At 70.2% G+C, this 25,867-nt stretch carries 22 protein-coding genes and 1 pseudogene (1 of these 23 only partly in view); 16 read left to right on the top strand and 7 right to left on the bottom strand.

Annotation, left to right across the window (positions count from 1 at the left end):
* Nucleotides 1–2: 2 nt before the first annotated feature.
* Nucleotides 3–3,344, bottom strand: a complete 3,342-nt coding sequence (locus D474_RS0108730) for a type 1 periplasmic-binding domain-containing protein (protein ID WP_017613203.1) — start codon at nt 3,342–3,344, stop codon at nt 3–5.
* A gap of 416 nt (nt 3,345–3,760) precedes the next feature.
* On the opposite strand from D474_RS0108730, the gene serC reads away from it, so the two are divergent.
* Entirely contained in the window at nt 3,761–4,885 is a 1,125-nt protein-coding gene (serC, locus tag D474_RS0108725; RefSeq protein ID WP_017613202.1) for a phosphoserine transaminase, read from the top strand.
* A 121-nt stretch (nt 4,886–5,006) separates the two neighbouring features.
* Nucleotides 5,007–6,002: a glycerophosphodiester phosphodiesterase family protein gene (locus tag D474_RS0108720; protein WP_017613201.1), complete on the top strand. Its 996-nt coding sequence runs from the start codon at nt 5,007–5,009 to the stop codon at nt 6,000–6,002.
* A gap of 150 nt (nt 6,003–6,152) precedes the next feature.
* Here the strand turns inward: D474_RS0108720 and D474_RS0108715 are convergent, their stop codons facing one another.
* Nucleotides 6,153–7,226, bottom strand: coding sequence for a hypothetical protein (locus D474_RS0108715; RefSeq protein ID WP_017613200.1), 1,074 nt, complete (start codon nt 7,224–7,226; stop codon nt 6,153–6,155).
* 95 nt (nt 7,227–7,321) lie between these two features.
* On the opposite strand from D474_RS0108715, the gene D474_RS0108710 reads away from it, so the two are divergent.
* The gene (locus tag D474_RS0108710; RefSeq protein ID WP_017613199.1) at nt 7,322–8,050 is read left to right on the top strand and encodes a 3-keto-5-aminohexanoate cleavage protein; all 729 of its coding nucleotides are present in this window, start codon (nt 7,322–7,324) and stop codon (nt 8,048–8,050) included.
* Between the two features lie 167 nt (nt 8,051–8,217).
* Here D474_RS0108710 and thpR read toward each other — a convergent pair whose 3' ends face one another.
* Nucleotides 8,218–8,772, bottom strand: a complete 555-nt coding sequence (gene thpR, locus D474_RS0108700) for an RNA 2',3'-cyclic phosphodiesterase (RefSeq protein ID WP_017613197.1) — start codon at nt 8,770–8,772, stop codon at nt 8,218–8,220.
* Between the two features lie 319 nt (nt 8,773–9,091).
* Between thpR and D474_RS33250 the strand changes: the two genes are divergently transcribed.
* Complete coding sequence (locus D474_RS33250) at nt 9,092–9,445, top strand: TSUP family transporter (RefSeq protein WP_017613195.1); 354 nt, start codon at nt 9,092–9,094, stop codon at nt 9,443–9,445.
* On the opposite strand, the gene D474_RS28045 is transcribed toward D474_RS33250, so the two are convergent.
* Entirely contained in the window at nt 9,435–10,823 is a 1,389-nt protein-coding gene (locus tag D474_RS28045) for an MFS transporter (RefSeq protein WP_017613194.1), read from the bottom strand. The two genes, D474_RS33250 and D474_RS28045, sit on opposite strands and share 11 nt — an antisense overlap.
* Nucleotides 10,824–11,008: 185 nt before the next feature.
* The gene (locus D474_RS0108685) at nt 11,009–12,478 is read right to left on the bottom strand and encodes an NCS2 family permease (protein WP_017613193.1); all 1,470 of its coding nucleotides are present in this window, start codon (nt 12,476–12,478) and stop codon (nt 11,009–11,011) included.
* 243 nt (nt 12,479–12,721) lie between these two features.
* Here D474_RS0108685 and D474_RS0108680 point away from each other — a divergent pair, with 243 nt between their 5' ends.
* Nucleotides 12,722–13,027, top strand: a complete 306-nt coding sequence (locus tag D474_RS0108680; RefSeq protein WP_083931769.1) for a DUF2530 domain-containing protein — start codon at nt 12,722–12,724, stop codon at nt 13,025–13,027.
* 50 nt (nt 13,028–13,077) lie between these two features.
* The gene (locus D474_RS0108675; RefSeq protein ID WP_026118302.1) at nt 13,078–14,574 is read left to right on the top strand and encodes a DUF7059 domain-containing protein; all 1,497 of its coding nucleotides are present in this window, start codon (nt 13,078–13,080) and stop codon (nt 14,572–14,574) included.
* A 77-nt stretch (nt 14,575–14,651) separates the two neighbouring features.
* Here D474_RS0108675 and D474_RS0108670 read toward each other — a convergent pair whose 3' ends face one another.
* Together D474_RS0108670 and D474_RS0108665 are read right to left on the bottom strand one after the other, a co-directional pair.
* Nucleotides 14,652–15,272, bottom strand: coding sequence for an SRPBCC domain-containing protein (locus D474_RS0108670; RefSeq protein ID WP_239647023.1), 621 nt, complete (start codon nt 15,270–15,272; stop codon nt 14,652–14,654).
* A 103-nt stretch (nt 15,273–15,375) separates the two neighbouring features.
* Nucleotides 15,376–16,266 carry an IclR family transcriptional regulator gene (locus tag D474_RS0108665; protein ID WP_017613189.1) on the bottom strand — a complete coding sequence of 297 codons (891 nt, stop codon included), beginning with the start codon at nt 16,264–16,266 and terminating at the stop codon, nt 15,376–15,378.
* Nucleotides 16,267–16,354: 88 nt separating this feature from the next.
* On the opposite strand from D474_RS0108665, the gene D474_RS0108660 reads away from it, so the two are divergent.
* The 10 genes and pseudogenes from D474_RS0108660 to D474_RS34045 all read left to right on the top strand — a co-directional run.
* Complete coding sequence (locus tag D474_RS0108660) at nt 16,355–17,572, top strand: CaiB/BaiF CoA transferase family protein (RefSeq protein WP_017613188.1); 1,218 nt, start codon at nt 16,355–16,357, stop codon at nt 17,570–17,572.
* Nucleotides 17,569–18,345: an enoyl-CoA hydratase/isomerase family protein gene (locus tag D474_RS0108655; RefSeq protein ID WP_017613187.1), complete on the top strand. Its 777-nt coding sequence runs from the start codon at nt 17,569–17,571 to the stop codon at nt 18,343–18,345. Before D474_RS0108660 ends, D474_RS0108655 begins: the two co-directional genes overlap by 4 nt.
* A 19-nt stretch (nt 18,346–18,364) precedes the next feature.
* Complete coding sequence (locus tag D474_RS0108650) at nt 18,365–18,796, top strand: PaaI family thioesterase (RefSeq protein WP_017613186.1); 432 nt, start codon at nt 18,365–18,367, stop codon at nt 18,794–18,796.
* Nucleotides 18,797–18,866: 70 nt separating this feature from the next.
* A complete protein-coding gene (locus D474_RS0108645; protein ID WP_026118301.1) occupies nt 18,867–19,826 on the top strand; it encodes a tripartite tricarboxylate transporter substrate binding protein in 960 nt (319 codons plus the stop codon).
* Nucleotides 19,826–20,398: a tripartite tricarboxylate transporter TctB family protein gene (locus D474_RS0108640; RefSeq protein WP_083931768.1), complete on the top strand. Its 573-nt coding sequence runs from the start codon at nt 19,826–19,828 to the stop codon at nt 20,396–20,398. Before D474_RS0108645 ends, D474_RS0108640 begins: the two co-directional genes overlap by 1 nt.
* Nucleotides 20,399–20,454: 56 nt before the next feature.
* Complete coding sequence (locus tag D474_RS0108635; RefSeq protein WP_152476692.1) at nt 20,455–22,047, top strand: tripartite tricarboxylate transporter permease; 1,593 nt, start codon at nt 20,455–20,457, stop codon at nt 22,045–22,047.
* A gap of 42 nt (nt 22,048–22,089) precedes the next feature.
* A pseudogene (gene lhgO, locus D474_RS34255) lies at nt 22,090–23,362 on the top strand (L-2-hydroxyglutarate oxidase).
* Nucleotides 23,359–24,300, top strand: a complete 942-nt coding sequence (locus D474_RS34250) for a dihydrodipicolinate synthase family protein (protein ID WP_026118300.1) — start codon at nt 23,359–23,361, stop codon at nt 24,298–24,300. The pseudogene lhgO and the gene D474_RS34250 overlap by 4 nt, the downstream one beginning before the upstream one ends.
* A complete protein-coding gene (locus D474_RS0108620) occupies nt 24,285–25,058 on the top strand; it encodes an SDR family oxidoreductase (RefSeq protein ID WP_017613182.1) in 774 nt (257 codons plus the stop codon). The genes D474_RS34250 and D474_RS0108620 overlap by 16 nt, the downstream gene beginning before the upstream one ends.
* A gap of 189 nt (nt 25,059–25,247) precedes the next feature.
* Nucleotides 25,248–25,867, top strand: the 5' portion of a protein-coding gene (locus D474_RS34045) for a CoA transferase (protein WP_017613180.1). It continues 1,234 nt past the right edge of the window; 620 of the gene's 1,854 nt are visible here — the first part of the coding sequence; the start codon lies at nt 25,248–25,250; its stop codon lies beyond the right edge, outside the window.

Raw genomic sequence — 25,867 nt, 5'->3', positions numbered from 1 at the left:
GGTCAGGGCTCCCGATCGAGGTCGGAGGCGCCGGTGTCGATACACCCGTCGTCCTCGAGCATCTCGTCGGAGGCGGTCATGCCGCAGCTCTCGACCACGTGCTGGAACCCGCCGCCGATCTCCTCGCCCACGAACACGAGCTGTACCAAGCGGTGCGGGTTCCAGTTGCCCGGGCCCAGGCCCTCCAAACCCAGGTAGCCGCTGTTGCCGCTGATCCCGCTCGTCCCGCTGATCCCGGTGTAGACGGTCTCCCGGGTCTCCTCGTAGTCCTCCTCCTGGGCGAGGAAGCGGGCGGGCGCTCCCTCGACCATGTTCTGGTCCAGGGACCGGTCGATGACCCGCATCGCGTCGTAGGCCGTGGCGGCGTGGGAGACCGAGGGGAGCTCCTCGTCCTCGTTCTTGTCGTAGAGGTCGTCGATCAGTTCCTGCACGTCGACGTAGAAGGTCGTCGCGTGTGCCTCGGCCGCGGTGTCCTCCCAGGGGGCGCTGGGCACCAGCGGCGTGTAGAAGATCTGCGGCGGCGAACGCTCGGCGAGGTTCTCCTCCTCGTCGGCGGCGTACTTGCTGATGTCGTCGGCTGCCAGGACGGTGGTCTCCCCTCCCCGGCAGGCGCTGGTGCCCCCGCCCTCGACCACGCTCAGGAACTCGCCGAACTCCTCGGCCCGGCCCGCGTAGTAGAAGAGGTCGGGCGGGTCCTCCTTGCAGACCTCCTCGACCTGGTCCTGGACGGTCGGGAGGTCCCCGTAGCCCGTCTCGTCGTAGAAGAGGATCCCGCTGCCCTGGTCCCCGGGCAGGTCCCGGCCATCGGGGGGCGCCCACGGTCGGCCGCCCCCGGTCCCGAACTCCTCCATGAAGCGTTGGGCGAGGTCGGGTCCGTACTGTTCGAGGTCCCCGCCGTCGCTCGCCGCCCCGGCGTTGGCGATGACCGCCGCGTTCCCGGCCGGTTCCATCGTGATCTGCCGCCCGTGGCGGACCGTCGAGGCGCCCTCCAGCGCCCAGTTCGCGGCCTGGACCGCGAGGCGGCTGTTCGAGGGCGCGGTGGGGAAGAAGTACGGGCTACGCGGCTGTTCCGGCCCGCCTGCGGCCACGTCGTCGAAGGTGGCGGTCGTCCCGATCACGGGGATGCGGGCCGTACTCATACGCTGGATCGCCTCGCTGTTGGGCGCGACGCTCTGCCCGAACCCGAGCGCGACGATCGGCCGGTCCATACCGAGGGACTCGTCCTCGGCCCGCTCGACGATCTGGTCGGCGACGTCGGGTGCGTGTTCCCAGTTGCGGCCCGCATTGCCCATGAGGAACTTGATCCGCAGCCCCTTCGAGCCGTTGCGCTCGGCGAAGGCGTTGTGCTGGGCCTGGCGCATCGCCATACCGACGAGCTCCCCCTGCACCCCGGCCATGTCGTAGGTGTCGTGCCCGGGGGTGTCGAGCTCACCGAGGTAGGCGATGGTGACGTAGGGGGCACCGCTGTCGTCGACCCGGGTGTTCTGCCGCTCGATGCGTTGGCTGACCTCCTCTAGGCGGTCGTCGAAGACGAAGTCGCCGTAGGTCAGCCCCACGCATGCCTTGGAGTCGCCGGCCGCGACGGTGGTGATGCCCTCGGGCACCAGGAGCCCCTCGTCGACGCACTCGAAGGTCTGCTGCACCACCGGCGGCAGCGCGAAGACGACGACGAGCGCGAGCGCACCGGCCCCGGCTCCCCACAGCCCGGTCAGGGCGGGGGCGGTGAGGACGCGGACGGGTGCGGGGGCGTCCCCGACCGCCTCCTCCGGGAAAGGGCCGACCCTGCTTCTGAGGAGTCGGCCGGCGCCGAGGCTGCCGGCCGACTGCCGCGCCCGTGTCCAGTCCCGGAGCGAGGGGACCTCGGGCTCGTACCCGACGGCCTCCGGGAGGGTCGTGTACCGCGCAGGGTCGGGTGCCTCCTCCACCACGGAGGCGGTGCCGCGTCCCCGGACCTGGACCAGGACGAGGGGGTCGGGGTAGGCGCGCCGCAGCCGTTCGTCCTCGATCAGCTGCACGAAGTAGGCGGTCACGCGGTCCGCGCCGTCTGCGTCGAAGACCAGGACCGGACGGCGGTCGCGCCCCCTGCGCGGTCGCGGGTACCGGCGACCGGAGACGCCGTAGGCGTGGTGGAGGTCGTCGAGGAAGGCGTTGACCGCCAGCCGGTGCACGGCCGGTGGTTCGGTCCCCTTCCTGATCTCGCCCGTGCGCTCCCGGTCGGTGCTCAGCCGGCTCAGCACGTGAGTGCCCCGGCTGCGGTGGTCGCCGGCCGCGTTCTGGTCCTTGCTGGGGTCCCAGTCCATGTACCTGTGGTGGTTGAGCCACGCGTAGGGCAGCCACGGGCGGCGGATGCACAGCAGCAGGCCGAGGAAACCCAGAGCGAGGAGCACGGCACCGCCCAGGACGACCGCGTTGTCGAACGCGGCGGCGCCTGCCACCACGAAACCCACGGGCACGGAGGTCAGGACGGAACTGCCGTACCCGACCGGGGTGAAGACGGCGTCGTCCAGCTTGTCGAACTTGGCCCGCACGCCCAACCAGGCGAGCACGTCGAGCAGGGGTGAGGCGCGCTTGACCAGGTTCCGGCGCGCCACGACCCGGGCCGCCCGGCGCCGGGCCCGCGCGGCTGCACGGATCTGCTCCGTCCTGCCCTCACGGCGGGCCCGTTTGAGCTCGGACTCGGCCTGTTCGAGCCGCCGCTTGGCATGGTTCAGGCGCACCGCGCGCAGGCGGCCGACGACCTCGGCGTGGGTCCTGCTCTCCTGCCACTGTTCGGGGTCCCCTCCGGCCGTGACCGCGTTGCCGCCGTCGTCCCGGCCGCCTGAGCTCTCGTTGCCCTTGGCGTGGCTCTCCACGGCCGCGTAGTCGCTGCGGTAGAGCCAGAGCAGGGAGCGCAGGTGGGCGAAGCGCGGGGGCGGAGGAACCTTGCGGCCCCGTTTGCGCCGCAGGGGCCCGGGCCAGGCGAAACCGTCCTCGACCAGCTCCTCCATCAGGCGGTAGAGCTCATCGGTGGTCGCGTGCGGGGGTTCGGCGGGTGCGGGGGGACCGGAGGCGTTCTCCGGGGACCGGGGTCGTACGGCGGCGCGGTCGCGGTTGCGCCTGCCCAACCATCCGCGGCGCAGGGTCCGGACGGTGTCGCGGCCGTGCACCCCGCGCGGGTCGGGGCCGGGTTCCCGGTCGGCGGACGCGGCCTCGCTCTCGGAGGGGGCCTGGCCGGGCGCGATCTCCCAGACCGGGTGTGTGCCGCAGCGGAGCACCAGGGTGCGGCGTACGCGCTCACGGTCCTCGGGCCGTTCGACCTCCACGTCCAGGACGGGCGGGGGCTCGGTGAGGTCCCGCGCTGCCACCCTTCGCGTCGAGGCGGGGGAAGACGCGATGCGGCTTGGCGGTGCATGCGCCTTTGGAGGCGGTACAGCTTGCGTTCGGGGCGCGTGCGGAGCTCGTCGAACACCCGAGTGGCTTCGGGGGCGCCGGGGGCCGGTGTCGGTTCCGGGGTGCCGGAATCCCGCTGTGACATCTCTGGGCCTCTCCATGGGGGGCGTCGGGTCCCAGGAGCTGACCCATTAGACACCACAAAACGGTCCGAGTTAAGGGGTTTCGGCACAATTGCGGTGACCTGTCCCGGCCAGGGGTCCGGGAAATGAGCGTGCCCGACGTGATTCGTGTTCGGTTCACACGGGCTCACCTCCCATCACAGTGTTTCACGTGCTGAAATGCGACCCCTGGGCCCTTCGCGAACAGCGCCGCCACTACGCTGGTACACGTGACCGACGAGATTGAGATCCCCGCGAACCTGTTGCCCGCCGACGGCCGATTCGGCAGCGGCCCGTCCAAAGTCCGTACCGCACAGCTCGACACGCTGGCCTCCTCCGGTGCGACCTACATGGGCACCTCTCACCGCAAGAAGCCGGTGAAGTCCCTCGTGGGCCGCGTGCGCGAGGGCGTACGCGACCTCTTCTCCCTGCCCGAGGGCTACGAGGTCGTCCTCGGCAACGGCGGCACGACCGCGTTCTGGGACATCGCCGCCCACGGCCTGATCCGCCAGAAGTCGCAGCACCTGTCCTTCGGTGAGTTCTCCAGCAAGTTCGCCAAGGTCGCCCAGGGCGCCCCTTGGCTTTCGGAGCCCACCGTCATCGCCACCGACCCGGGCACGCACGGCGCGCTGTCCGCCGAGGCCGGCGTGGACGCCTACGCGCTCACCCACAACGAGACCTCCACCGGTGTGGCCGCGCCCATCGCCCGCCCTGCCGGCGCCGACGACGACTCCCTCGTGCTCGTCGACGCCACCAGCGGCGCCGGCGGCCTGCCCGTCGACATCTCCGAGACCGACGTCTACTACTTCGCCCCCCAGAAGAGCTTCGCCTCCGACGGCGGTCTGTGGATCGCCGTCATGTCGCCCCGCGCGATCGCCCGCGCCGAGGAGATCGCCGCGTCCGGCCGCTACATCCCGGAGTTCTTCTCCCTCGAGACCGCGATCACGAACTCGCGCAAGGACCAGACCTACAACACCCCGGCCGTGGCCACGCTCCTGCTCCTGGCCGAGCAGCTCGAGTGGATGAACGGCAACGGCGGCCTCAAGTGGGCGGTGGACCGCACCCACGAGTCCTCGTCGATCCTCTACAACTGGGCCGACCGGACCGAGTTCACGTCGCCGTTCGTCACCGACCCGGCGCAGCGCTCGCAGGTCGTGGGCACCGTCGACTTCGACGACTCCGTCGACGCCGCCGCGATCGCGCAGGTTCTGCGCGCCAACGGCGTCGTGGACACCGAGCCCTACCGCAAGCTCGGCCGCAACCAGCTCCGTGTCGCGACGTTCCCCGCGGTGGAGCCCAGCGACGTCGACGCCCTCACGCAGTGCATCGACTTCGTGGCGGCCAAGCTGGCCTGATCACACCGCCGCGGGCGAACGGCCCCGCCGAGGTCCGCGGCGTTGCACAATGGTGGCCGGTCCCTGCGAGGGGCCGGCCACTCCCCTTTTCGCAGGCTCTGAGCTACCAGGACGGTCGACTGTGCGCAGGAACAAGAAGGAACCCCCGATCAAGATCATCTCCCACCGGGGAGCCTCGGGTCACCGGCCCGAGCACACCCTCGCCTCCTACGAACTGGGGGCCCGCCACGGGGGCGACTTCATCGAGATGGACCTCGTATCGACCAGCGACGGCGCACTGATCTGCCGGCACGAGCAGGAGATCGGCGACACCACTGACGTGGCCGACCGCCCCGAGTTCGCCGACCGCCGCACCACCCGCACCGTCGACGGCCGCGAGACGGAAGGCTTCTTCGCGCAGGACTTCACCCTCGCCGAGATCCGGACCCTGCGCGCCGTCGAGCGCATGCCGAAGGTGCGCCCCGAGAACGCGGTGATGGACGGCAGCTACGGGATCCCCACCCTCGGTGAGGTCATCGAGCTCGCGAAGTCGCTGACCGAGGAGTTGGGCCGGCCGATCGGGGTCTACCCCGAGACCAAGCACCCCGCGTACCACGTGGCACAGGGCCTGGAGCTGGAGCCGACCCTGATCGCCGAGCTGCGGGAGGCCGGGCTGCACGGGGAGGAGCCCGAGGTCCCGGTGTTCCTGCAGTCCTTCGAGGCCGAGAGCCTGCGAAAGCTCGCCGAAACCGGACTCCCGCTGGTCTACCTCATGGGCACCGAGGAACACTGGCGGCACTACACGACCCCGGACGGGCTGGCCGAGGTCGCCTCGTTCGCGCACGCGATCGGCCCGCACAAGAGCCTGGTCATCGGCACCGACAACGAGGGGAACCTGGGCGAGGCCACCGACCTGGTCGCGGACGCGCACGAGGCGGGGCTGCTGGTGCACCCGTTCACGTTCCGCAGCGAGAACCACTTCCTGCCGGTGAACCTGCGCTCGGAGGGCGCGGCCACCGAGTACGGGGGGTTCGCCGCCGAGTACGAGGCCTTCTTCGAGGTCGGCGTCGACGGGGTCTTCACCGACTTCTCCCGCCACGCCTTCCTCGCACGCGAGTTCTTCCTCGACCCGCAGTAGACGGCACGGGCGCCGGCCGGGGGGCTCCGGGCCGGCGCCCGAGGGCTCAGTGACGGCGCCGGCCGTCCGGCGTCCAGGGACAGCCAGGGGTTCGGGGCAGCCGAGCCCTGACGCGGCGATGCACGGGAACCGGGGTCCCTGGAGAACGAATCAGGACCGGCGGGCGAGCCACACGACGGCGGCGATGAGGAGCCCGGCGACGACGGCCCCGCCGGCGATCGGCAAGAGGGCCGACCCGCCGTCGCCATCGTCCTCGGCATCGGCCTCGTCCGGGGAGGAACCGTCGCCGGCACCGTCGCCGTCGGCGAGCTCGGCGTCCTCCTCACTGAGGAACTCCTCGGCCAGCGGCACCCGCCACACGGGCGAGTGCTCGCCCTCAGAGCCGGCCATGAGCGCGGTGCCGTCGGGGGTGAAGGCGATCGACTCGCCCTGCTCCATCTCCGGCAGGTCGAACGAGCCCAGCGGATCGCCGGGCACGCCGTCGGTGGAGTCGTAGACCGTGGCACCCCAGTAGGTACGGATCACGTACCGGGTGCCGTCGGGGTGGAACGCACCGTCGGTGGCGAACAGGGGCGCCGAATCGATGCGCTCCAGCGTGTTCTCGCCCTCGGCGTCGAGCTCCTCCGGTGCGGCGTACAGTCCGCCGGAGAACTCCTTCGAAGCGATGTAGAGGCGCCCGTCGCGCGGGTCGACCATCATCGACTCCGCGTCGCGACCGCCGTCCTCGTAGGCCAGCGTCAGCGTAGTGGGGTCGACGGTCGCATCGGCGAGGGTCTCGGGCTCGGGGAACCGGTACACCCGGATGTCGGGCCACCCGCCGCCGAAGTTGTCGCCGATGTCACCGACGTGGATCTGCGGCTCACCATCGGGGCCCTCGGCGACGGTGACGGCCTCCCAGTCGCGCAGTTCCGCGTTCAGGGTGAGGGTCGCAAGCGTCTCTCCGTCCTCGTCGACGGCGTACACGTGGGGTTCGTGCAGGCCACTGTCGTTGTGGGTCCACCACACGCCCTCGTGCAGCAGCGACGGGGCGATCCCGCTGGACTCGGAGATCCGTTCGTCCTGGAACTCGAAGACCACCTCCGACCCCTCGGGCGGTTCACCCCCGCGCGGGTAGTCGGGCCCCTCCTCCCCCGGCTCGTCGGGCACGTCGGTGTCGGCCCACGCCGTGGCGGCGGGGCCGACCGCGAGGGCGACGGCTGCGGCGAGCGCGAGGGTGGTTCTCATGTCAGACATCCTGCCAGGACGGTGCGGGCGGGGGTGGCTTGCGTGCGGGTGCGAGCGGGCACATTCGGCATTACGGACACGCTGAGGAGAGTCCCATGAGGATCGTCGCCTGTCTCAACGGGGACCGCCGTCCCGGTTCCCACCCCGCCCTTCCGGTCTCTCTCGACCAGATGGTGGAGGACGCCCATTCCGCGGTGGACGCGGGTGCGACCGACCTGCACGTGCACCCGCGCGGTCCGGGCGGGGCCGAGTCGTTGGACCCGCAGGTGGTGGGTTCGCTCATGGAGCGCCTGCGTGACGACGGCCCCCAGGTCCCGGTGTCGCTGACCACGGCGCTCTCGGCCGAGTCCGACCCGGTGCGCCGCTACGATCTGGTGCAGCGGTGGGCGTCGCCGACCCTGCCGGACTCGGTGACGGTGAACCTGCACGAGGCCGGGTCGGTGGACCTGGTGCACCTGTTGCACGATCGCCGTGTGGACGTGGAGGCGGGGCTGTGGACGGTCGATGCCGCACGGATCCTGGTGGCGACGGGGATCACGGTGTCGGCGGTACTGATCGAGCCCACCCAGGTGCAGATCGACGACGCCCGCCGCAACGCCGACACCATCGTGGCTCTGCTCGACCGGGCCGAGGACAGCCGTCCACGGATGCTGCACGGTGCGGACGCGACGGCGTGGCCGCTGTTGGAGGCCGCTCTGGCGGCGGGGATGGACGTGCGTATCGGGCTGGAGGACACACTGCGCCTGCCCGACGGCGAGGAGGCTCGGAGCAATGCGGACCTGGTGGCCCGTGCCGCGGAGATGTCCTCGACGAACGCGGCCTGAACAGGGCCGACCCGGCTGCTGATCGGGGCCGACGCGGACTGAGCCGGAACCCACCCCAGCGGCCCTGCGGCCTCAGTCGAACAGGGCCCCGAGCACGACGAGCAGCATGATGGAGCCCAGCACCACGGGCAGCAGCCAACGCTGCTTGCGGTTGTTGGTCAGCATGCTCATGACGTGCCCCGCTCCGGTGACCGGCCATTGTCCGTACCCCAGAGTAAGGGGCAGGTGAGGGCGGTCCGATAACGGGTACCCGAACCCGGAAGACTCTCCACAAGATCGACCCGCGAGGCGTTCCACCCCAAGTGGGGCGTGCTCCCTAGCGCTTCCACGGTCGTGTCGAGGTCGCGCGGAGGACGGCTGCGGGCGACCGTGATGTGCGGCANGGGGCCCCGCCGCAGGTCCCCGACCAGATCGGCGAGCCCCTGGGTGTGGCCCCCGACCCCGGCCCACAGCACCGAGGCGCGCCGGCCCTCCTGCGGAAAGGTGCCCCAACCGTCGAGTTCGAGGGCGAGCGGAGGGTGCACGGCTGCGGCCCGTCGCAGTGCGGGGCCCAGCACGGCCAGGCGGTCCGGGCCGACCTCGCCGAGGAAGACCAGGGTCAGGTGCCAGTGCTCGGGCGCGACCCACCGGAGCCGGGGCTCGTGGCGGCGGCCGCGCCGGACGGCGTCTCGGAGGGCGTCGACGACCTGCCCGGGCGGGACGAGTGCGGTGAACAAGCGCATGGGTGCGGTCTTTCCCTCGTTCGGGTCGTCCGAGTACCGCCCGGGCGGAAAGGTCCCTGCGTCCGGCCGAGAAAACCGCCATGAGCTGGACTTTTCTCCCCGTTCCCGTCCCGGAGTCCTCCCGTGCTCGAGCTCGCCGCCGTCTTCGCCGCCCTGACCGCGGCCTCTCTGGTACGGATCATGGCCGGTTTCGGCTACTCGTTGGTTCGGTGCCGCTCATGGCACTGCTGATCGACCCCGTGACGGCCGTGGTGATCGCGGCGGTCACGGCGGTGCCGCTCAACCTGTGGTCCCGGTCGGTACACCGGCGGTGGCGGGGATGAGCATGCTCTCGGGGGCCTCGTTCTCCGCGACCGCGATCGACGGACCGCTCCTGGTCGCGGGGCTCCAGGGTTCGAAGTACGGCGACCTGTCGCCCCGGACCCAGCGTGGAACCCTGAGCGTGACCTTCTCGGCGACGAGCGTGGCCACGATGATCGGGGTCGGGCTGACCGGCCAGCTCACCGCCCGGGTCGGGATGGCAGTGCTGGTCGGGGTGCCCGCGAAGGTGCTGGGCACCGTCGCGGGCGAACGTGTCTTCCGCCGGATGGACGCCGAGTGGTTCCGTCGCGCGGTGCTCGCGTTGATGGTGGTCAGCTCGGTGTCGATCATGACCAGGGTGGTCACGGCCTGACCCGGCCCTCCTCCTCACGCTCGCCCTGCTCGGGCACCCGGTCGGCGGTCGTACCCTCGGACTGCGTGCACCGGTCGGAGCCCTCGGACTCTTCTGCCTCCTCGGTGGGCTCGGGCCTCTCCGGAGGACGCCCCTCGTCGATGCGTGCCTGCACGAACAGCTCACGAAGGGTGATGCCCTTGGCCCACCGCAGCGCCAGGGTGAGCGCCGCGACCACGACGACGGTGACCGATCCGCCGATGAACATGCTGGTTCCGGGCCCGAATGCGTCGGCCAGGAACCCGACGACCGGGGCACCGAGCGGGGCCACACCCATGAACACCAGCAGGAACATGCTCATCACTCGCCCGCGCATCTGCGGGTCGACGCTGAGCTGGAACGTGGCGTTAAGCGTGGTCACGAACGTCATGAAGGCCACGCCCATGGGCACCAGCACCACGATGAAGGCCAGGTAGGACGGCATGAACCCGGCCAGAGCCTGCAGCATCCCGAAGGTCATCGCGCCGAGCAGCACCAGCCGCAGGTGGGGGCGTTCGCGGCGCGCGGCCAGCAGGGCGCCGGCGAGCGATCCCACGGCCAGGCAGGCCGCGGCCCAACCGAAGGCGTCCGCACCGGTCTCGAAGACGTTGTTGACCATGAGCGCGAGCTGGTTCTGCACGTTGGCGCCGAAGAACTGCGTGCACGCGGCCAGCACGAGCAGCACGACGAGGTCGCGCCTGGAGGCGATGTAGGCCAGGCCTTCGCGGATCCGACCCTTGCCGCCGGCGGCGCGGTCGGTTCGGTTGAGCTCGGAGGTGCGGATCAGCACGAGCGCGAGGATGGTGAACCCGAAGGAGGCGCCGTTGATGAGGAACACGGGCCCGCTGCCGACCCAGGCGATGAGGAGCCCGGCGATGGCGGGGCCGGTGACGCGGCCCAGCTGGAAGCTGGCGCTGTTGAGCGCGATCGCGTTGGTCAGGTGGTCGCGGCCGACCATCTCCGGCACGAACGACTGCCGTCCGGGGTTGTCGACGACGGTGACCATGCCGAGTCCGAACGCGAACAGGTACACGTGCCAGACCTCGGCGGCGCCGGCTGTGGCGAGGATGCCCAGTCCGACGGCGAGCACGGCCATGGCGCTCTGGGTGCCGATGAGCAGACGGCGCTTGTCGAGGCGGTCGACGAGCGCACCGCCCACCAGCCCGAACAGGAGCATCGGCAGGAACTGCAGGGCGGTGGTCAGGCCGAGCGCGATGCCGCTGCCGCCGCTGGGTGGGGGGGGGAGCCAGTCCTGGGCGATGCGCTGCATCCAGGTGCCCGGGTTGGAGAGCAGCTGGCCCGCGGCGTACAGGCGGTAGTTGCGGACGGCCAGGGAACGGAACATGGTGACACGCTTCAACAGTCCCTCCCCACCTCTCGGGAGCGGCGGGGAGGGACTGTCGTGTGTGCTGCGGCCCCGGGTCGCGGGCCCACGTCAAGTAAACGGCGTTGACTCATCTTGTGGAACAACGCCGTCCACCCGCCCCGGCATTCCCGCAGCGGTGAGCCGCGGGAAAACCGGGAGAGCTGGGTGGTTGGCCCGGATCAGCCGATGAGGGCGTAGATGGGCGCCTCGGCGAAGTGGACGAGGAAGACCAGCGAGATGAGCCACATGAGCGGATGCACCTGGCGCCCCCGGCCCATGACCAGGCTCACGAAGGTGTAGGCCAGCAGGCCGAACCCGATGCCGTTCGCGATGGAGTACGTGAACGGCATCATGATGATCGCCATGAACGAGCCGATCCCGATGGCCGGGTCGGTGAAGTCGACGTTGGTCACCTGGCTCATCATCATGAACCCGACGATGACCAGCACCGGGGTGGCGGCCTCGAAGGGGATCAGCTCGACCAGCGGCGTGAACAGCGTGGCGAGCATGAACATGGCACCGGTGACGATCGGGGCGACACCGGTCCGGGCCCCTTCACCGACACCGGCCGCGGACTCGGCGTAGAGCGTGGCGACCGAGGCCGAACCCACACCGCCGAGGACCGTGCCGGCGGAGTCGACGAGAAGGACCTCACGGGTGCCCTCGATGTTGCCGTCCTCGTCGGAGAGGCCGCCCTGGTGGGCGACGCCGACCATCGTGCCCATGGTGTCGAAGAAGTCGGCGAGCAGCAGGGTGAAGATCAGCATGAGGACGGTGGCCAGGCCGATGTCCGACCAGCGCTCCACGATGTTGAAGCCGCCCTCGGTGAACAGGCCGAGGAGGCTCAGGTCGGGCCAGCCGACGACCTCCCCGAGGTTCGTGGGCAGGGTGGGCGCCTCCAGGCTCCAGCCGAGTCCGTCGGCGCCGTCGCCCAGGAAGGCCTCCACGGCGACGGCGGCTGCGGTGGCGACGGCGATGCTGATGAGCAGGGCGCCCTTGACCTTGCGGGCGTGGAGGGCGACCGCCGTGAGCAGGCCGAGCACGAAGATGAGGATGGGCCACCCGTTGAGGCTTCCCTCCGCGCCCAGCTGGACCGGGATGTCCTCGTCCGGCGGGGGCGACTGGATGAAGCCGGAGTTGACGAGCCCGACGAAGGTCAGGAACAGGCCGACACCGACGGCGATGCCGATCTTGAGCCCGGGGGGCACGGCGGCGAAGACAGCCGTGCGGAACCCGGTGACCACCAGGATCAGCAGCACGATCCCTTCGACGATCACCAGCAGGAACACGTCCGCCCACGGCATGAGCGGGGCGAGACCGTAGGCGACGACCGCGTTGAGGCCCATGCCCGCGGCGATCGCGAAGGGGTAGCGGCTGACCACACCCATGAGGACACAGGAGATCGCGCCGATAAGTGCGGTCATGGCGGCGACCTCGGGGATGCCCAGGGTCTCCTCGTTGACGTCCTCCGCCGTCCCGATGATGAGGGGGTTGAGGACCACGATGTAGGCCATGGCGAAGAAGGTCGCCAGGCCGCCGCGGATCTCCGTGCCGAGGGTGGAGCCGCGCTCGGTGATACGGAAGTAGCGGTCGATGGCTCCGCGGGGTGCCGCAGAGGCCGCGGACGGGGGTGGTGTGGGTGCGTTCACGTCTTCACTCTGACCTGGTCGTGTTCAAGGGCGTCACGGACACTGAGCAAGATTAGTTGCATCTTCGTACAACAACAGGCACATGTTGCACAGAGGTTTCATAGAAATCACCGAATGGACGGCACCATGGGACGAATGATGTGATCAAGACATCAACCGGGCAGCGGCCCGAGGCGGTGACCCGGTCGCGCACCGGACCATCGCCCCTCCTCGCGTTCGCACCCGGGGCGATAACCTGGTTCCGTGCGCAAACCTCGCCAACCAGACCCGGAAGTCCACGAGAGCGACTACCGCGTGCCCGCCGCCATCGGCACACTCGCCTGGACCGTGGCACTGGTCGTCCTGATCGCCATGGGCGACGGCATTCCCGACTCCGAGCGTTGGTGGATCGGCGTGTGCCTGACAGGGATCGCCCTGGGGGTCTTCGGGTTCCTGTACATCCCCCGACTGTTCCGCGATCGCGCCGGCGCCGAGAGCGGACCGGAAGCCTCCGACACCGCCGGACCCGCCACCGCGACCGGCACGGACACCGCCGCCGAGAGGCCCTGAGCCCCTCCGGCAGTCGGTTCCGGTCCCCCACCTGGCCGATAATGGGTCACGTGTCTGAGACAGAATTCCCACGCGGACTCGCCGACCGCCTGCGTGGCATCCTGATCGACGCCGATTACACGGTGTCCGGGGTCCGCGACCGCCTCGGCGACGCCGCCGCCAGCGCCCTGGCCCGCGAGGAACTGGTGCCCGCCATGCGCGCCACCGGCGGGGACGAACGCCTCGGACTGCTGCTGCGCCTGTGGTGGCTGCAGTCGCCCATCCCCGAGCGCGCCGCCCGCACGATCCTGCCTGTGGAGGAGCTGGCCGAGGCCGACCTGGTCACCGTCGAGGAGGGTGCGCGCGGACGTGTCGTCCGCGCACTGGTGCACCTGGGCCCGTGGGAACTCGAGGAGGGCCGACCCGGGTTCGTGGTCTCCGACCCCAAGGTGCGCCCCGGCAGCGGCGCCGTGCCCCGCCCCGACCACGTCGTCGGCGCCGGGAACGCGTCGGCGACCCTGTCCCGGCTCATCGTCGACGGTCCTTTCGACCGCGCCCTCGACCTGGGCGCCGGCTGCGGTGTGCAGGCACTGCACCTGGGATCGCGCGCACGCGAGGTGACCGCCACCGACCTCAACCCGCGGGCCGTGCGCCTGGCCGGGATCAGCCTGGCGCTGTCGGGGATGTCCGACGTGCGCCTGCTGGAGGGTTCCCTCTACGAGCCGGTGGCCGACGAGCGTTTCGACCTCATCGTGTCCAATCCGCCGTTCGTGATCACCCCCGAGGCCTCGCGGTACACCTACCGCGAGTCCGACCTGCCCGGTGACGCCGTCTGTGCCGAGCTGGTGCGCGGTGCCCCGGCCCATCTGACCGACGGCGGCTGGTGTCAGATCCTCGCGAACTGGGTGCACGCCGACGGAGACGACTGGGAGGACCGTGTCGGCGGCTGGGTGGCCGGCACGGGCTGCTCGGGCTGGGTGGTGCAGCGCGACGTGCAGGACCCGGCGGAGTACGTGGAACTGTGGTTGCGCGACTCCTGCGAGCACGGCACCGCCGAATACACGCGCCGCTACGACGCCTGGCTGGACTACTTCGAGCGCGAGGGCATCAAGGGCATCGGCTTCGGTTGGATCAGCCTGCGCAACGACGCCGCCCAGGACGCGACCGTGCGGGTGGAGGAACTGCGGCACGAGATCGAGCAGCCGGTCGGCCCGTACCTGCCCGACGTCGTCAACGGCGCGATGACCGCGCACCGGCTCACCGACGCCGCGCTGCTGTCGGCGCACGTGTCGCTGGCACCGGGTGTGGTCGAGGAGCGGGTGAGCCGTCCGGGCGCCCCCGACCCGGAGAAGATCGTGCTGCGCCAGCGCGACGGGCTGCACCGCGTCGCACGGGTGGGCACCGTCGAGGCCGCGCTGGCGAGCGTGTGCGACGGGACGATGCCCGTGGGTCCGCTGCTGGACGCGATCGCCGAGCTCATGGGCGAGGACTCCGCGATGGTCCGCGAGCGCGCGCCCGACGCACTGCGGACCCTCATCTCGGAGGGATTCTTCCAGGTCACGCGGTAGAGGATCTTGCTACCGGAGCAGGGTTCAGCGCCGATATCGGCTCGGGTGGCAAGATCCCCGGGCGTCGGCTCGCGGGGTCAGGTGTCCCGGCCGGTGTAGAAGGCCACGGTCCGTGCGGCCGAAGCCTCGGCCGCCCCGGGGTCACCGCCGGCTGCGACGTGGGCCTCGCCCCAGCGCTGCCCGACCAGCGCTGCGAAGTCGCGGTAGGAGGCCGATTCCTCCCAGGCGGCGTCCCCGTCGGGGTGGGGGTCCCCGGTCTCCAGGTACAGGGCGAGCCCGACGAGCGCCTGTTCCCACCCGATGCCGGTGGCGCCGGGACCGTAGGTGGCGAAGAAGTCGCCGACCGGCGCGGCGTGGGCGAGCTGCAGGCGGCCGCGGCCTTCGCCGATGGTGCTGAAACGCGCCTCGAGCTCGCTGTACCCTCCGTCGAACTCCCAGGTCACCCGGAAGGACCACGGCGGGTCGCAGGCCAGGACCCGGCCGCCGGCGTTGTCCTGCACCTGGTACGTGCCGTCCTCCACGAGGTCACCGGTGACGGGCAGGAACCATCGGGCGAGACGCTCGCGGTCGGTGCAGGTACGCCACAGCTCCTCGGCCGAGGCGCCGAGTTGCCGGGTGAGCACGACCGCGTACTCCTGGCCGTCGGCGGTGTCCTCGACGTCGACCCTGCGGTCGACGGCGTCCACATGGCTGCTCATGTCCATCATCGGTTCCCCCCTCCGAATGCTCCCTGCTCGTCATTCCCCCTGTGCACACGGGTTATCTCCGGGGGCAGGACCCTGCGGGGACGGCCGTACCGCCTCACCGCCGGCGGTCGGCGCGCTCCTCCGTCACATCGGGCGGTGAGGCGAGTTCGATGCAGAACCGCACGCCCTCGCGGGTGGCGCCCAGGGCCTCGGAGATGGTCCAGGCCGCCCGTTTGACGTCGAGGGAGAGCGCTTCGACCCGCGAGCGGGGCATACGCATCTCCGGGCCGCTGATGCTGAGGCATCCCACGACGCGGGAACCGTTGTCGAAGACAGGGGCGGCCACCGTGTGGATCGAGGTGGTGCGTTCGGCGTAGGAGGTGGCGAACCCGTCCAGGCGGGCATCGGCCAACTGGGCTCGCAGCTCCTCGGGGTCGCTGACTGTGGCCGGGGTGACCTGCTCGATGGGCCTGCTCAGAATCTCGTCGCTGACGGAATGGGGCACGAACGCCAGGATCGCCTTGCCGGGCGCCCCCAGGGGCAGCGGTATGGGGATGTCCAGGTCGGTGTAGGTGCGGCGGAGCGGGTGGTGACTCTCCTCCTGGTCAATGACGGCGCGCTTGTTGGACGGCAGGAGTTCGTGCAGCCCCACTGTCTCGTCGGCCTTCTCGCGCAGTTCCCGCATGACCGGACCGGCGGCGTCGCGCAGCGACGTGGGGAACGCACCGCTGCGCGCCAGCTGTACGAGCAGGGGGCCCAGGGCGTAGCGCCGTTCGGTCGTGTTGCGCACCAGGCCGTTGTCGTGCATCGACGCGAGCAGGCGGTGGACGGTGCTGGTGGACAGCCCGGTGTCGCGCGCGATCTCGCTGATCCCCAGTTCGGACGCGCGGGGGCCGAAGCATCTCAGGATCTGCACCGCTCGGTCGATCGACTGCACACCGGACTTCTGTCGCCGGTGACCCGCCACCCCGGTGCTCACCGAGGACTGGTCAGGCGTTTCGGTCATGACTACCCCCCTTGACGAGACGTGGAACACACTCTTATCTTCCTGACATGCGAGATACTATCCCATATTACGGGAAGGCCGGACCTGCATGAAACCGCTGGAAGGCTTCCGAGTACTGGACCTGACGCGCTACCTGTCCGGCCCCTACTGCACGATGGTGCTGGCGGAACTGGGTGCGGACGTGATCAAGGTGGAGGCACCCACCACGGGCGACGACTCGCGCCGGCTGGGCCCCAAGGTCAACGGTGAGAGCTACCCGTTCGCGATGCCCAACCGGAGCAAGCGCAGCATAGCCCTGGACCTCAAGGGCCGAAGCGGACACGCTGCGTTCCTGCGCATGGTCGAAGAGGCCGACCTGGTCATCGAGAACTTCCGCCCCGGTGTCGTCGACCGCCTGGGCATCAGCTACGGCGACCTGACCAAGGTCCGCCCGGACCTGCTCTACTGCTCCATCAGCGGCTGGGGGCAGAGCGGACCGTACCGAGACCGCCCGGGCTTCGACATCATGGCCCAGGGCGCCAGCGGATTCATGCGCATGACCGGTCACCCCGACGGGCGTCCCGCCAAGGTCGGGATCGCCGTCAATGACATCGCCGCGGGCGCCACGGCGATCTACTCGATCATGGCCGCCGAGCTGTCCCGCAGGAGCACCGGCAAGGGCGACTACATCGACGTGTCCCTCCTGGAGTCCGGGCTCGCCTGGACCGTCTGGGAGTCCGGGGCCTACTTCGGCAGCGGCGAGGTGCCGACCGCAACCGGGACCCGGCACCGCCGCAGCACGCCCTACCAGGCCTACGCCACCAACGACGGCTACGTGACCATCGGCGCCAACAACGAACGGTTGTGGAAACGCCTGGTCTCCGACGTCCTGGAGCGCCCCGAGTGGCTCGAGGACGACCGGTTCGCGACCCTGTCGGCCCGCATGGAACACATCGACGAGCTCCAGGACGCGATCGAGGCCATCACTACCACCGCGGGCACCCGGCACTGGATGGACCTCCTGGACCAGGCGGGTGTACCCGGCGGGCCCGTACTCACCTACGACGAGGCCCTCGCCGATCCCCACGTCCGGGCCAGGGGCCTGATCGCCGAGGTCGAGCACCCCGTTATCGGGCCGATGCGCACCATCGCCCCGCCCACCAAGTTCGGGGAGATCGACTTCTCCATCGTCAGCGCCGCCCCGTTGCTGGGCCAGCACAGCCGGGAGGTCCTCGCGGAGTCCGGCCTGAGCGAGGAGGAGATCCAGGATCTCCTCGAGAACGGCACCGTCCACGAACACACCACCGCGACCGGGAGCAACTCGTGAGTGAGGACCTGACGCTGGAGCGCGAGGGCGCCGTCGCGACGCTGACCCTCAACCGGCCCGACAACCGCAACGCCATCAACCTGGGCATGTACCAGGAGCTCCCCGCGATCGCCCGCAAGGTGGAAGCCGACCCCGACATCCGGGTCCTGGTCATGCGCGGGGCCGGCACCAAGGCCTTCGCGGCCGGGGCCGACATCACCGAGTTCGAGCAGGTGCGGTCCGACGCCGAGAGCGCGCGTTCCTACAACGAACACGTCGCCGCGGCCGAGCAGGCGCTCGAAGCCGTCACCAAACCGACCATCGCGATGGTGCACGGTTACTGCATCGGCGGCGGATGCGGCCTGGCGCTCGCCTGCGACCTGCGCTTCTCCGACCACCACGGCCGGTTCGGCATCACACCCGCCAAGCTGGGCCTGGTCTACAGCCTGGAGTCGACCAAGCGGCTCGTGGACCTGGTGGGTCCGGCACAGGCCAAGTGGATCCTCTTCTCCGGCCTCCATGTCGGTGCCGAACGCGCCGAACGTATCGGCCTGATCGAGGGCCTGTACCCCACCGACGAGCTGCGATCGGCGACCTACGACTTCGCCGCGACCGTTGCCTCACGCGCGCAGTACAGCGTCACCGCCACCAAGGACATCGTCGGGCGTATCGCCGCCGGGCAGGTCCGCGACGACGACTACACCATCGACCTGCGCAACTCCTCCTTCGACACCGACGACTACGCGGAAGGCGTCAGGTCCTTCCTGGAGAAGCGCCCGCCGCGGTTCGGCTGAGGCAGAAAAGGACGACCCGATGGACCACACCGCGATCCGCCGGCACGTGGACTCCGCCCTGACCGAAGCACGGCCCGAGTTCGGTTCCTTCTTCCTGGCCAAGTTCCTCGACCTGGGGATCACCTACGACGAGGACGAGCAGACCTGCACCGTCCGCCTGCCCGCGTCACCCATGCTGTCCAACCCGCAGGGGTCGATTCACGGCGGGGTACTCACGACCGTCATGGACATCTCGATGGGCCACCTCAGCCACCATTTTCTGTCCACAGCGGTCACCCTGGAAATGAACACACGTTTTTTCAGACCCATCCACGGGGACTGCCACGCCATCGGTCGATTCTTGAAGACCGGCCGGAAAATCGTCCACATGGAATCACACCTCTACGACGCGGAAGGCCAACTCTGCGCCCTCGCCGTGGGGTCTTGGCACAGAATCAAGAAGAGCCGATGAATCATATGTGACACCGGTAGAGGCCGGCACCCGCCGGCTTCGGGAGCAGCAAATGCGCAAATTCACTGTTGTGGCAGCATCAATGACGACGCTCATGGCGGTCGCCGGCTGCGGTGCCGGCCAGCAGGCCGACGAGGCGGCCGAGGACTACCCCAGCGAGGAGCTGGACTGGACCATCGCCTTCGGTACGGGCGGCGGCAACGACATCATGGCGCGCACCATGGTCGAGATCATCGAGCAGGAGGAGCTCTACCCCGAGAACATCGTTGTGGAGAACCTCGAGGGTGGCAGCGGCGCCACCGGGTGGAGCCACGTGATGGGCGAGGCCGGCAGCGGGTACACGGTCTCGACGACCTCGGGGTCCTTCCTGACGACGCCCCTGCAGGCCGACACGGGGTGGACCCACGAGGACTTCACCGGGGTCGGTCTGTTCGCGACCGACGACCTCATCTTCACCGTTCCGGGCGATTCCGGCATGGAGGACTGGGACGACTGGCTCGACCAGGCCGACGACTCCGGCACCGTCGCCGTGGGCGGCATCGGCACGGTCAACGTCGACTTCATCGTCCACGCGGAACTGGCCGAGCAGGCCGGGTACGAGATCGACTACGTGCCCTTCAACGACGAGGGCCAGATGCAGTCGGCCCTGCTGTCGGGCACGTTGGACGCCGCGGTGTCCAACCCCGCGGAGGTCATGGGTCAGATCGAGGCCGAGGAGGTCACCCCGCTGCTCTTCACGGGCGAGGACCGCGTCGCTTCGCTCCCCGACGTGCCCACCGGCGACGAACTGGGCTACGTGGACCTGCTCTCGATGCCGCGCGGGCTGATCATGCCGCCCGACACACCCGATTACGCGCGCGAGTGGTGGATCGAGACCCTCCAGGAGGTCGTGGAGACCCCCGAGTGGGAGGCCTACCTCGAGGACAACTACCTCACCGAGGCAATGCTCTGGGGCGACGACTTCGAGGAGTACATGGCCGAGAGCGCCGACGAGTTCGAAGAGACGCTGCGGGAGCACGGGGCGATCTGATGGGCGCGACGCCACCGAGAACCTCGAACTCCCGCTCCCGTCCCCGAGCCGATGCGGAGGCATCCATGGCGGANCGCGCCAGCCGATACCGGCTCACCTGGGGCCAGGTCTTCTTCGCGGTACTCACGCTCGTCCTGTGCGGTTACGCCGTCCTGGCCTTCGGCATGGCGTGGGGGACCGAGGCCGGCCGTATCGGGCCCGGCTTCTTCCCCCGCATCATCGGGGTCATCGGCACCGCCCTGGCGCTGATCGCCCTGGTCAGGCACGTGATGCGCCCGACCGGGCACACGGCGGGGCACGAGGCCGCCGACGCGGACGACGACGAGCCGTCGCGCCACCCGTTCCTCATGGCGGTCATCGCCTTGGCCCTGACGATGTTCGTCACCTTCTTCATCCCGCTGGGAGCTCCGGTCACAGCCATCCTGTTCCTGCTCCTTCTGTTCTTCCTGGTCGACCGCCGCCACTACCTTCGCAGGGTTGTACTCAGTCTCGTCTTCCCCGTATTTCTGTACTTCCTCTTCGATGTGTGGCTGGGCGCGGGACTGCCGGAGGGAATCACCTTTTTCCTCTGACATGACTGGCCTCCCCTGCCGAAAACCGACCCCCGATCAATGGCGCGGAGACCGCTGTGGACATATTCGGTGACCTGTTACTAGGCATTTCCAACGTGCTGTCCCCCACCACGTTCCTCTTCCTCGTGCTGGGGGCACTCGCCGGCATGCTGGTGGGTGTGATCCCGGGCCTGGGCCCCTCGGCCGGGCTCGCGATCCTCCTGCCCCTGACCTTCGGGCTCGACCCGGTCAGCGCCATCGTCCTGTTGGCGGCCGTCTACTACGGCGCGTTCTACGGCAGCACCATCACCTCGGTGCTCATCAACACCCCCGGGGACGCGGCGAGCGTTCCGGCCGCCCTGGAGGGCTACCCGATGGCCAAACGGGGGCGCGCGGCTCCCGCCCTGGTCATCGCCGCGGCCGCCTCCTTCATCGCGGGCACCGTCGCCGCGGCCCTGCTCACCCTGACCGCCCCCGCGGCCGCCGCGGTGACCTCCAACTTCGGTCCGCCCGAGCTGTTCCTGCTCGTGCTGCTCGGGCTGCTGACGCTCGTCCTGGTGGTCGGCAAGAACTGGTTGGGCGGCGCGCTGTCGGTCCTGCTCGGTTTTGCGCTGGGCACCATCGGCATCGACATCGGCGGAGGCGAACAGCGCTACACCTTCGGTTCCACGGAACTGATCAACGGCATCGAGTTCATCCCGGTCGCGATCGGCCTGTTCGGGCTCGGCGAGATCCTGTGGAGCCTGTACAACGGTGTCCACAAGGCCGATAGGAAACCGGTCTCGGTCGGGGGCAAGCGCGCGTTCTGGCCCAGCAGGACCGAGGCCCGCGATGCGGGGGCGCCCATCGCGCGCGGTTCCCTGCTCGGTTTCGGACTGGGGATCGTCCCGGGGGCGGGCGCGACCGTCGCGGCGCTGATGTCCTACAGCGTCGAGAAGGGTGTGTCCAAGAAACCCGAGCGGTTCTCCAAGGGCGCCACGGAGGGCCTGGCGGGCCCCGAGTCTGCGAACAATTCCGCCGCCACGGGTGCCATGATCCCCCTCCTGACGATGGGGATCCCGGGGTCGGCCTCCACCGCGGTGCTGCTGGGGGGATTCCTGATGTGGGGACTGCAGCCCGGCCCGCTGCTGATGGAGCAGAACCCCGAGTTCGCCTGGGGCCTGATCGCCAGCATGTATCTGGGCAACGTCATGCTGCTGGTCATCAACATCTTCTGCATCCCGATGTTCGCGTCGGTGGCCCGCATCTCCCTGCAGACCCTGGCTCCGCTGATCATCGTGTTGTGCGCGTTCGGCGCCTTCACCGTCAACGGCAGTGTCGTCGAGGTCGGGATCATGTTCGCCTGCGGGTTCCTCGGGTTCTTCATGCGCATGTACGGGCTCTCACCCGCGGCACTGGTCATCGCGCTGGTACTCGGACCCTTGGCGGAGGAGACCCTACGCCAGACACTGATCACCTCGGGCGGCAGCCTCGGCATCTTCTTCTCCCGCGGTGCCTCGGTCGCCCTGATCTGTGTCGCCGTCGCCCTGTGCCTCATGCCCTTCGCCTCGGGGGTCTTCAGACGGGCCCGCAGCAGGCGCTCGGGGGCCGGCGGCCCCGGAGGCGGGCCGGCTCCCACCTCCGCCGGGAGCGCACCGGGTGCCGGGGGCGGCACCGACGAACGCGGCTGAGCACAGGACCCACCGCAGACCGAAAGAGAGAAAGGGGCCTCCATGGCCGGCCCGAAGTGGCGCTGTGCGGTGATCGGCGGCGGGATCGTCGGTTCCGCCGTCGCACGCAGAATCCTCCAACAACGCCCCCGCGCCGAGGTGGTGCTCTACGAGAAGGAGGCGGGCCCCGCACGCCACCAGACCGGGCACAACAGCGGGGTGGTGCACGCGGGCCTGTACTACGAGCCGGGATCGCTCAAGGCCACCCTGTGCCGTAGGGGCGTGGGACTGCTGCGCGAGTTCTGCGCCGAGCAGGGCCTCGACTACGTCGAGTGCGGCAAGGTGCTGGTGGCGCTGGACGAGCGCGAACGGTCCCGTCTGGGCGCCATCGCCGAACGTGCCCGCGCCAACGGGGTTCCGGGCGTGCGCGTGCTGGACCGGGACGAGCTCACCGCGATCGAACCCAACGTGGCCGGGATCGCCGGTCTGCACTCGCCCAGCACCGCGATCGTCGACTTCGCGGCGGTCACGCGGCGGCTGTGCGACGACGTCGTGCACCGCGGCGGCGACGTGCGCACCGGCCGTGAGGTCACCGCCCTGCACGAGCGGAGCGGGGAAGTGGTGGTCGGTACCGCCGACGGCGCGGAACAGGCCTTCGACAACGTCGTCGTCTGCGCCGGTCTGCACAGCGACCGTGTGGCGCGGCTCGCCGGGGACGACGCGGACCCGAAGATCGTGCCCTTCCGCGGCGAGTACTACGCCCTCGAGCCGGACCGGCGCGACGTGGTCAAGGGCCTGGTCTATCCCGTACCCGACCCGCGTTACCCGTTCCTGGGCGTGCACGTCACCCCGCGTGTGGACGGGGAGGTGCTGATCGGGCCCAATGCCGTGCTGGCCACCGCCCGCGAGGGCTACCGACGGCGCGACGTCGACCGCACCGACCTGTGGGAGACGCTCCGTTGGCCGGGGATGCACGCCATGGCCCGGAAACACTGGCGCACGGGCCTGACAGAGATGGCGGGCTCGCTGAGTGTGCGGACCTNAGATGGCGGGCTCGCTGAGTGTGCGGCCCTTCGTCTCTCGCGCCCGCGCCTACGTGCCGCAGCTGCGGCGGTCGGACGTGGTTCCGGCCCCGGGCGGGGTACGGGCCCAGGCGCTCGGGGCGGACGGAAGCCTGGTCGACGACTTCCGCATCACCGCCCGCGGACGCACTCTGTGCGTGCGCAACGCGCCCTCCCCCGCGGCCACGTCCAGCTTGGCGATCGCCGAACACGTCGTCGCCCTGGCCTTGGACGAGGCCCCCGACACCCCCACGGACACGGAGGGCCGTCGATGAAGGCCGCAGCCGCGTCCGAGAACGCACTCGCCCCCGGGCTCTGGGGCGTGCTGGCCACACCGTTCCGCGACGGCGGGACCCGCGTCGACACCGACTCGCTGCGGGCCCAGGTGCGCCTGTACCTCGATCTGGGCGCCTCGGGCCTGGTGGCCCTGGGTGTGTTCGGCGAGGGTGCCTCCCTGTCCCACCCGGAGCAACTGCGGGTCGTGCAGGCCGTGCGCGAACAGGCGCCCGGCACCCCCTTGGTCATCGGCCTGGCCTCGCTGGCCACGGCCCCGGCCGCCGAGCAGGGACGCGCCCTCGTGGCAGCGGCCGGATCACCCGCCCCCGCCGTCATGGTGCAGATCAACACCTCCCACCCCGGCGCGTTGGCGGAACACATGCGGGCGGTCGGCGACAGCTGCGGAGTGCCCCTCGTCCTGCAGGACTACCCGGTGGCCTCGGGCGTACGGATCTCCGCGGCGGCGCTGCTGGACACGGTGCACAACCTGCCGGCAGTCGCCGCGATCAAGTCCGAGGCTCCGCCCACCGCGGCGGCCATCGCCAGTCTGGCACCACACACGAACGCCTCTGTATTCGGCGGGCTCGGCGGTGTCGGCCTGCTCGACGAACTCGCGGCCGGTGCGGCCGGCGTGATGACCGGCTTTTCCCACCCTGAGGGCCTGCGGGCAGTCCTGGACGCTTGGGACGAGGGCGGTTGGGGCGCCGCTCACGCGGAGTTTCGGCCCTGGCTCCCCCTGGTCAATTTCGAGGCCCAACCGGGGATCGGCCTGGCCATCCGCAAACGGGTCCTGGCTGAACGCGGGCTGATCGCCGACCCCGCCGTCCGGGCACCCGCGCCACCCCTGCCCGAGGAGCTGGTGCCGACGCTCCGGGCGCACCTGCAGCAACGGCCCGAAGTCGGAAGGACGGGAGGAAGAGCATGGACACAGGCCTGAAGGGGAAGACGGCCCTGGTGCTGGGGTCGACGTCGGGCATCGGTCTGGCGATCGGCCGCGGCCTCGACGCGGAAGGAGCCAACGTGGTCCTGTGCGGCCGCAGGGGCGACCGGGCCCGCGACGAGGCCGCCCGGCTGCGTTCGGGGTGGGGAGCGGAGGCCGACCTGAGCGCGCCCGACGCCCCGAGCCGGCTGATCACCCAAGTCGGTGAGCGCTTCGGGCAGATCGACGTCCTCGTGCTCAACGGCGGCGGGCCTCCCCCGGGCGCAGCCACCGCCATCGACGACGAAGCACTCGGCAGAGCTCTGGAACAGAACCTGGTGCAGCAGCGCCGCCTGGTCGACCTCGCGCTCCCCGGTATGCGTTCCAACGGGTGGGGGCGCGTCATCGCCGTCGGCTCCAGCGGCGTTCAGCAACCCATCCCCCAGCTCGCGCTGTCCAACATCGCGCGTGCAGGTCTGGCCGCCTACCTGAAGTCGCTCACGGCCGTCGTGGCGAGCGACGGCGTCACGGTCAACATGGTCCTGCCCGGCCGGATCGACACCGACCGAGTGGAGAGCCTCGACGCGTCAGCGGCCCAGCGCCGAGGGATCGCGCCCGAGGAGGCACGTGCACGGTCGGAGGCGGCGATCCCCAGCGGGCGCTACGGCACCCCGGAGGAGTTCGCAGCCGTGGCGGTCTTCCTCGCGAGCACATCGGCTTCCTACGTCACCGGCGAACAGGTCCGTTGCGACGGCGGACTCGTGGGCTCCTACTGAACGACCCGGCCCTTCCGACCAAGGAGTACAGAACAGCATGCGACTTGCCACGGCACGTACCGAGCAGGGCGAGACCTTCCCTGTCGTCATCGATCCGAAGAACGGTGCGTTCGCCGCACACGATCTGGTGCCGGGCCTGCCCGCGGACACCATGGAGCTCCTCGCNCCCCCCCGCCGGCGGCCGCGACCGTGCTGGAGGACCCGGACCTGACAGCGCCCTACCTGCGTCCGCGCAAGATCTGGGGGATCGGCCTCAACTACGTCGACCACGCCTCCGACCTGTCCGAGGCGGTACCCGACGAGCCCGCCTCCTTCATGAAAGGGGACCACACCATCATCGGTCCGGGGCAGACGATCCCGCTGCCGCCGCAGAGCGAGCGCGTGACCGCGGAGGCCGAGATGGGCCTGGTCATCGGTGAGTACTGTTACGGCGTCTCCGAGGACGAGGCGCTCGACCACGTGGCCGGCATCGTGCCGGTGCTGGACCAGACGGCCGAGGACATCCTGGCCCGCAACCCGCGGTACTTGACCCGCTCCAAGAACTTCCCCGGTTTCTTCTCCTTCGGACCGCACGTCATCGGCCTGGACGAGGTCTTCTCCTCCGTCGACCGCCTGGCCGACGTCGAGGTGTCGACCGTCATCGACGAGCGGGTGGAGCGCGTGAACACCGTGGCGCGGATGCGCTACAGCCCCGAGTTCCTCGTCAGTTTCCACAGCCGGATGATGCCGCTGTTCCCCGGAGACATCATTTCCACGGGTACCCCGGGGGCCGTCCCGCTTCGGCCGGGGATGGTGGCCCAGTGCCGCAT

Origin of the sequence: Nocardiopsis salina YIM 90010 (assembly GCF_000341025.1) — a bacterium.
Lineage (GTDB): Bacteria > Actinomycetota > Actinomycetes > Streptosporangiales > Streptosporangiaceae > Nocardiopsis > Nocardiopsis salina.
The sequence above is the reverse complement of the archived record's forward strand: the minus strand, read 5'-3'. Positions and strand labels throughout refer to the sequence as shown.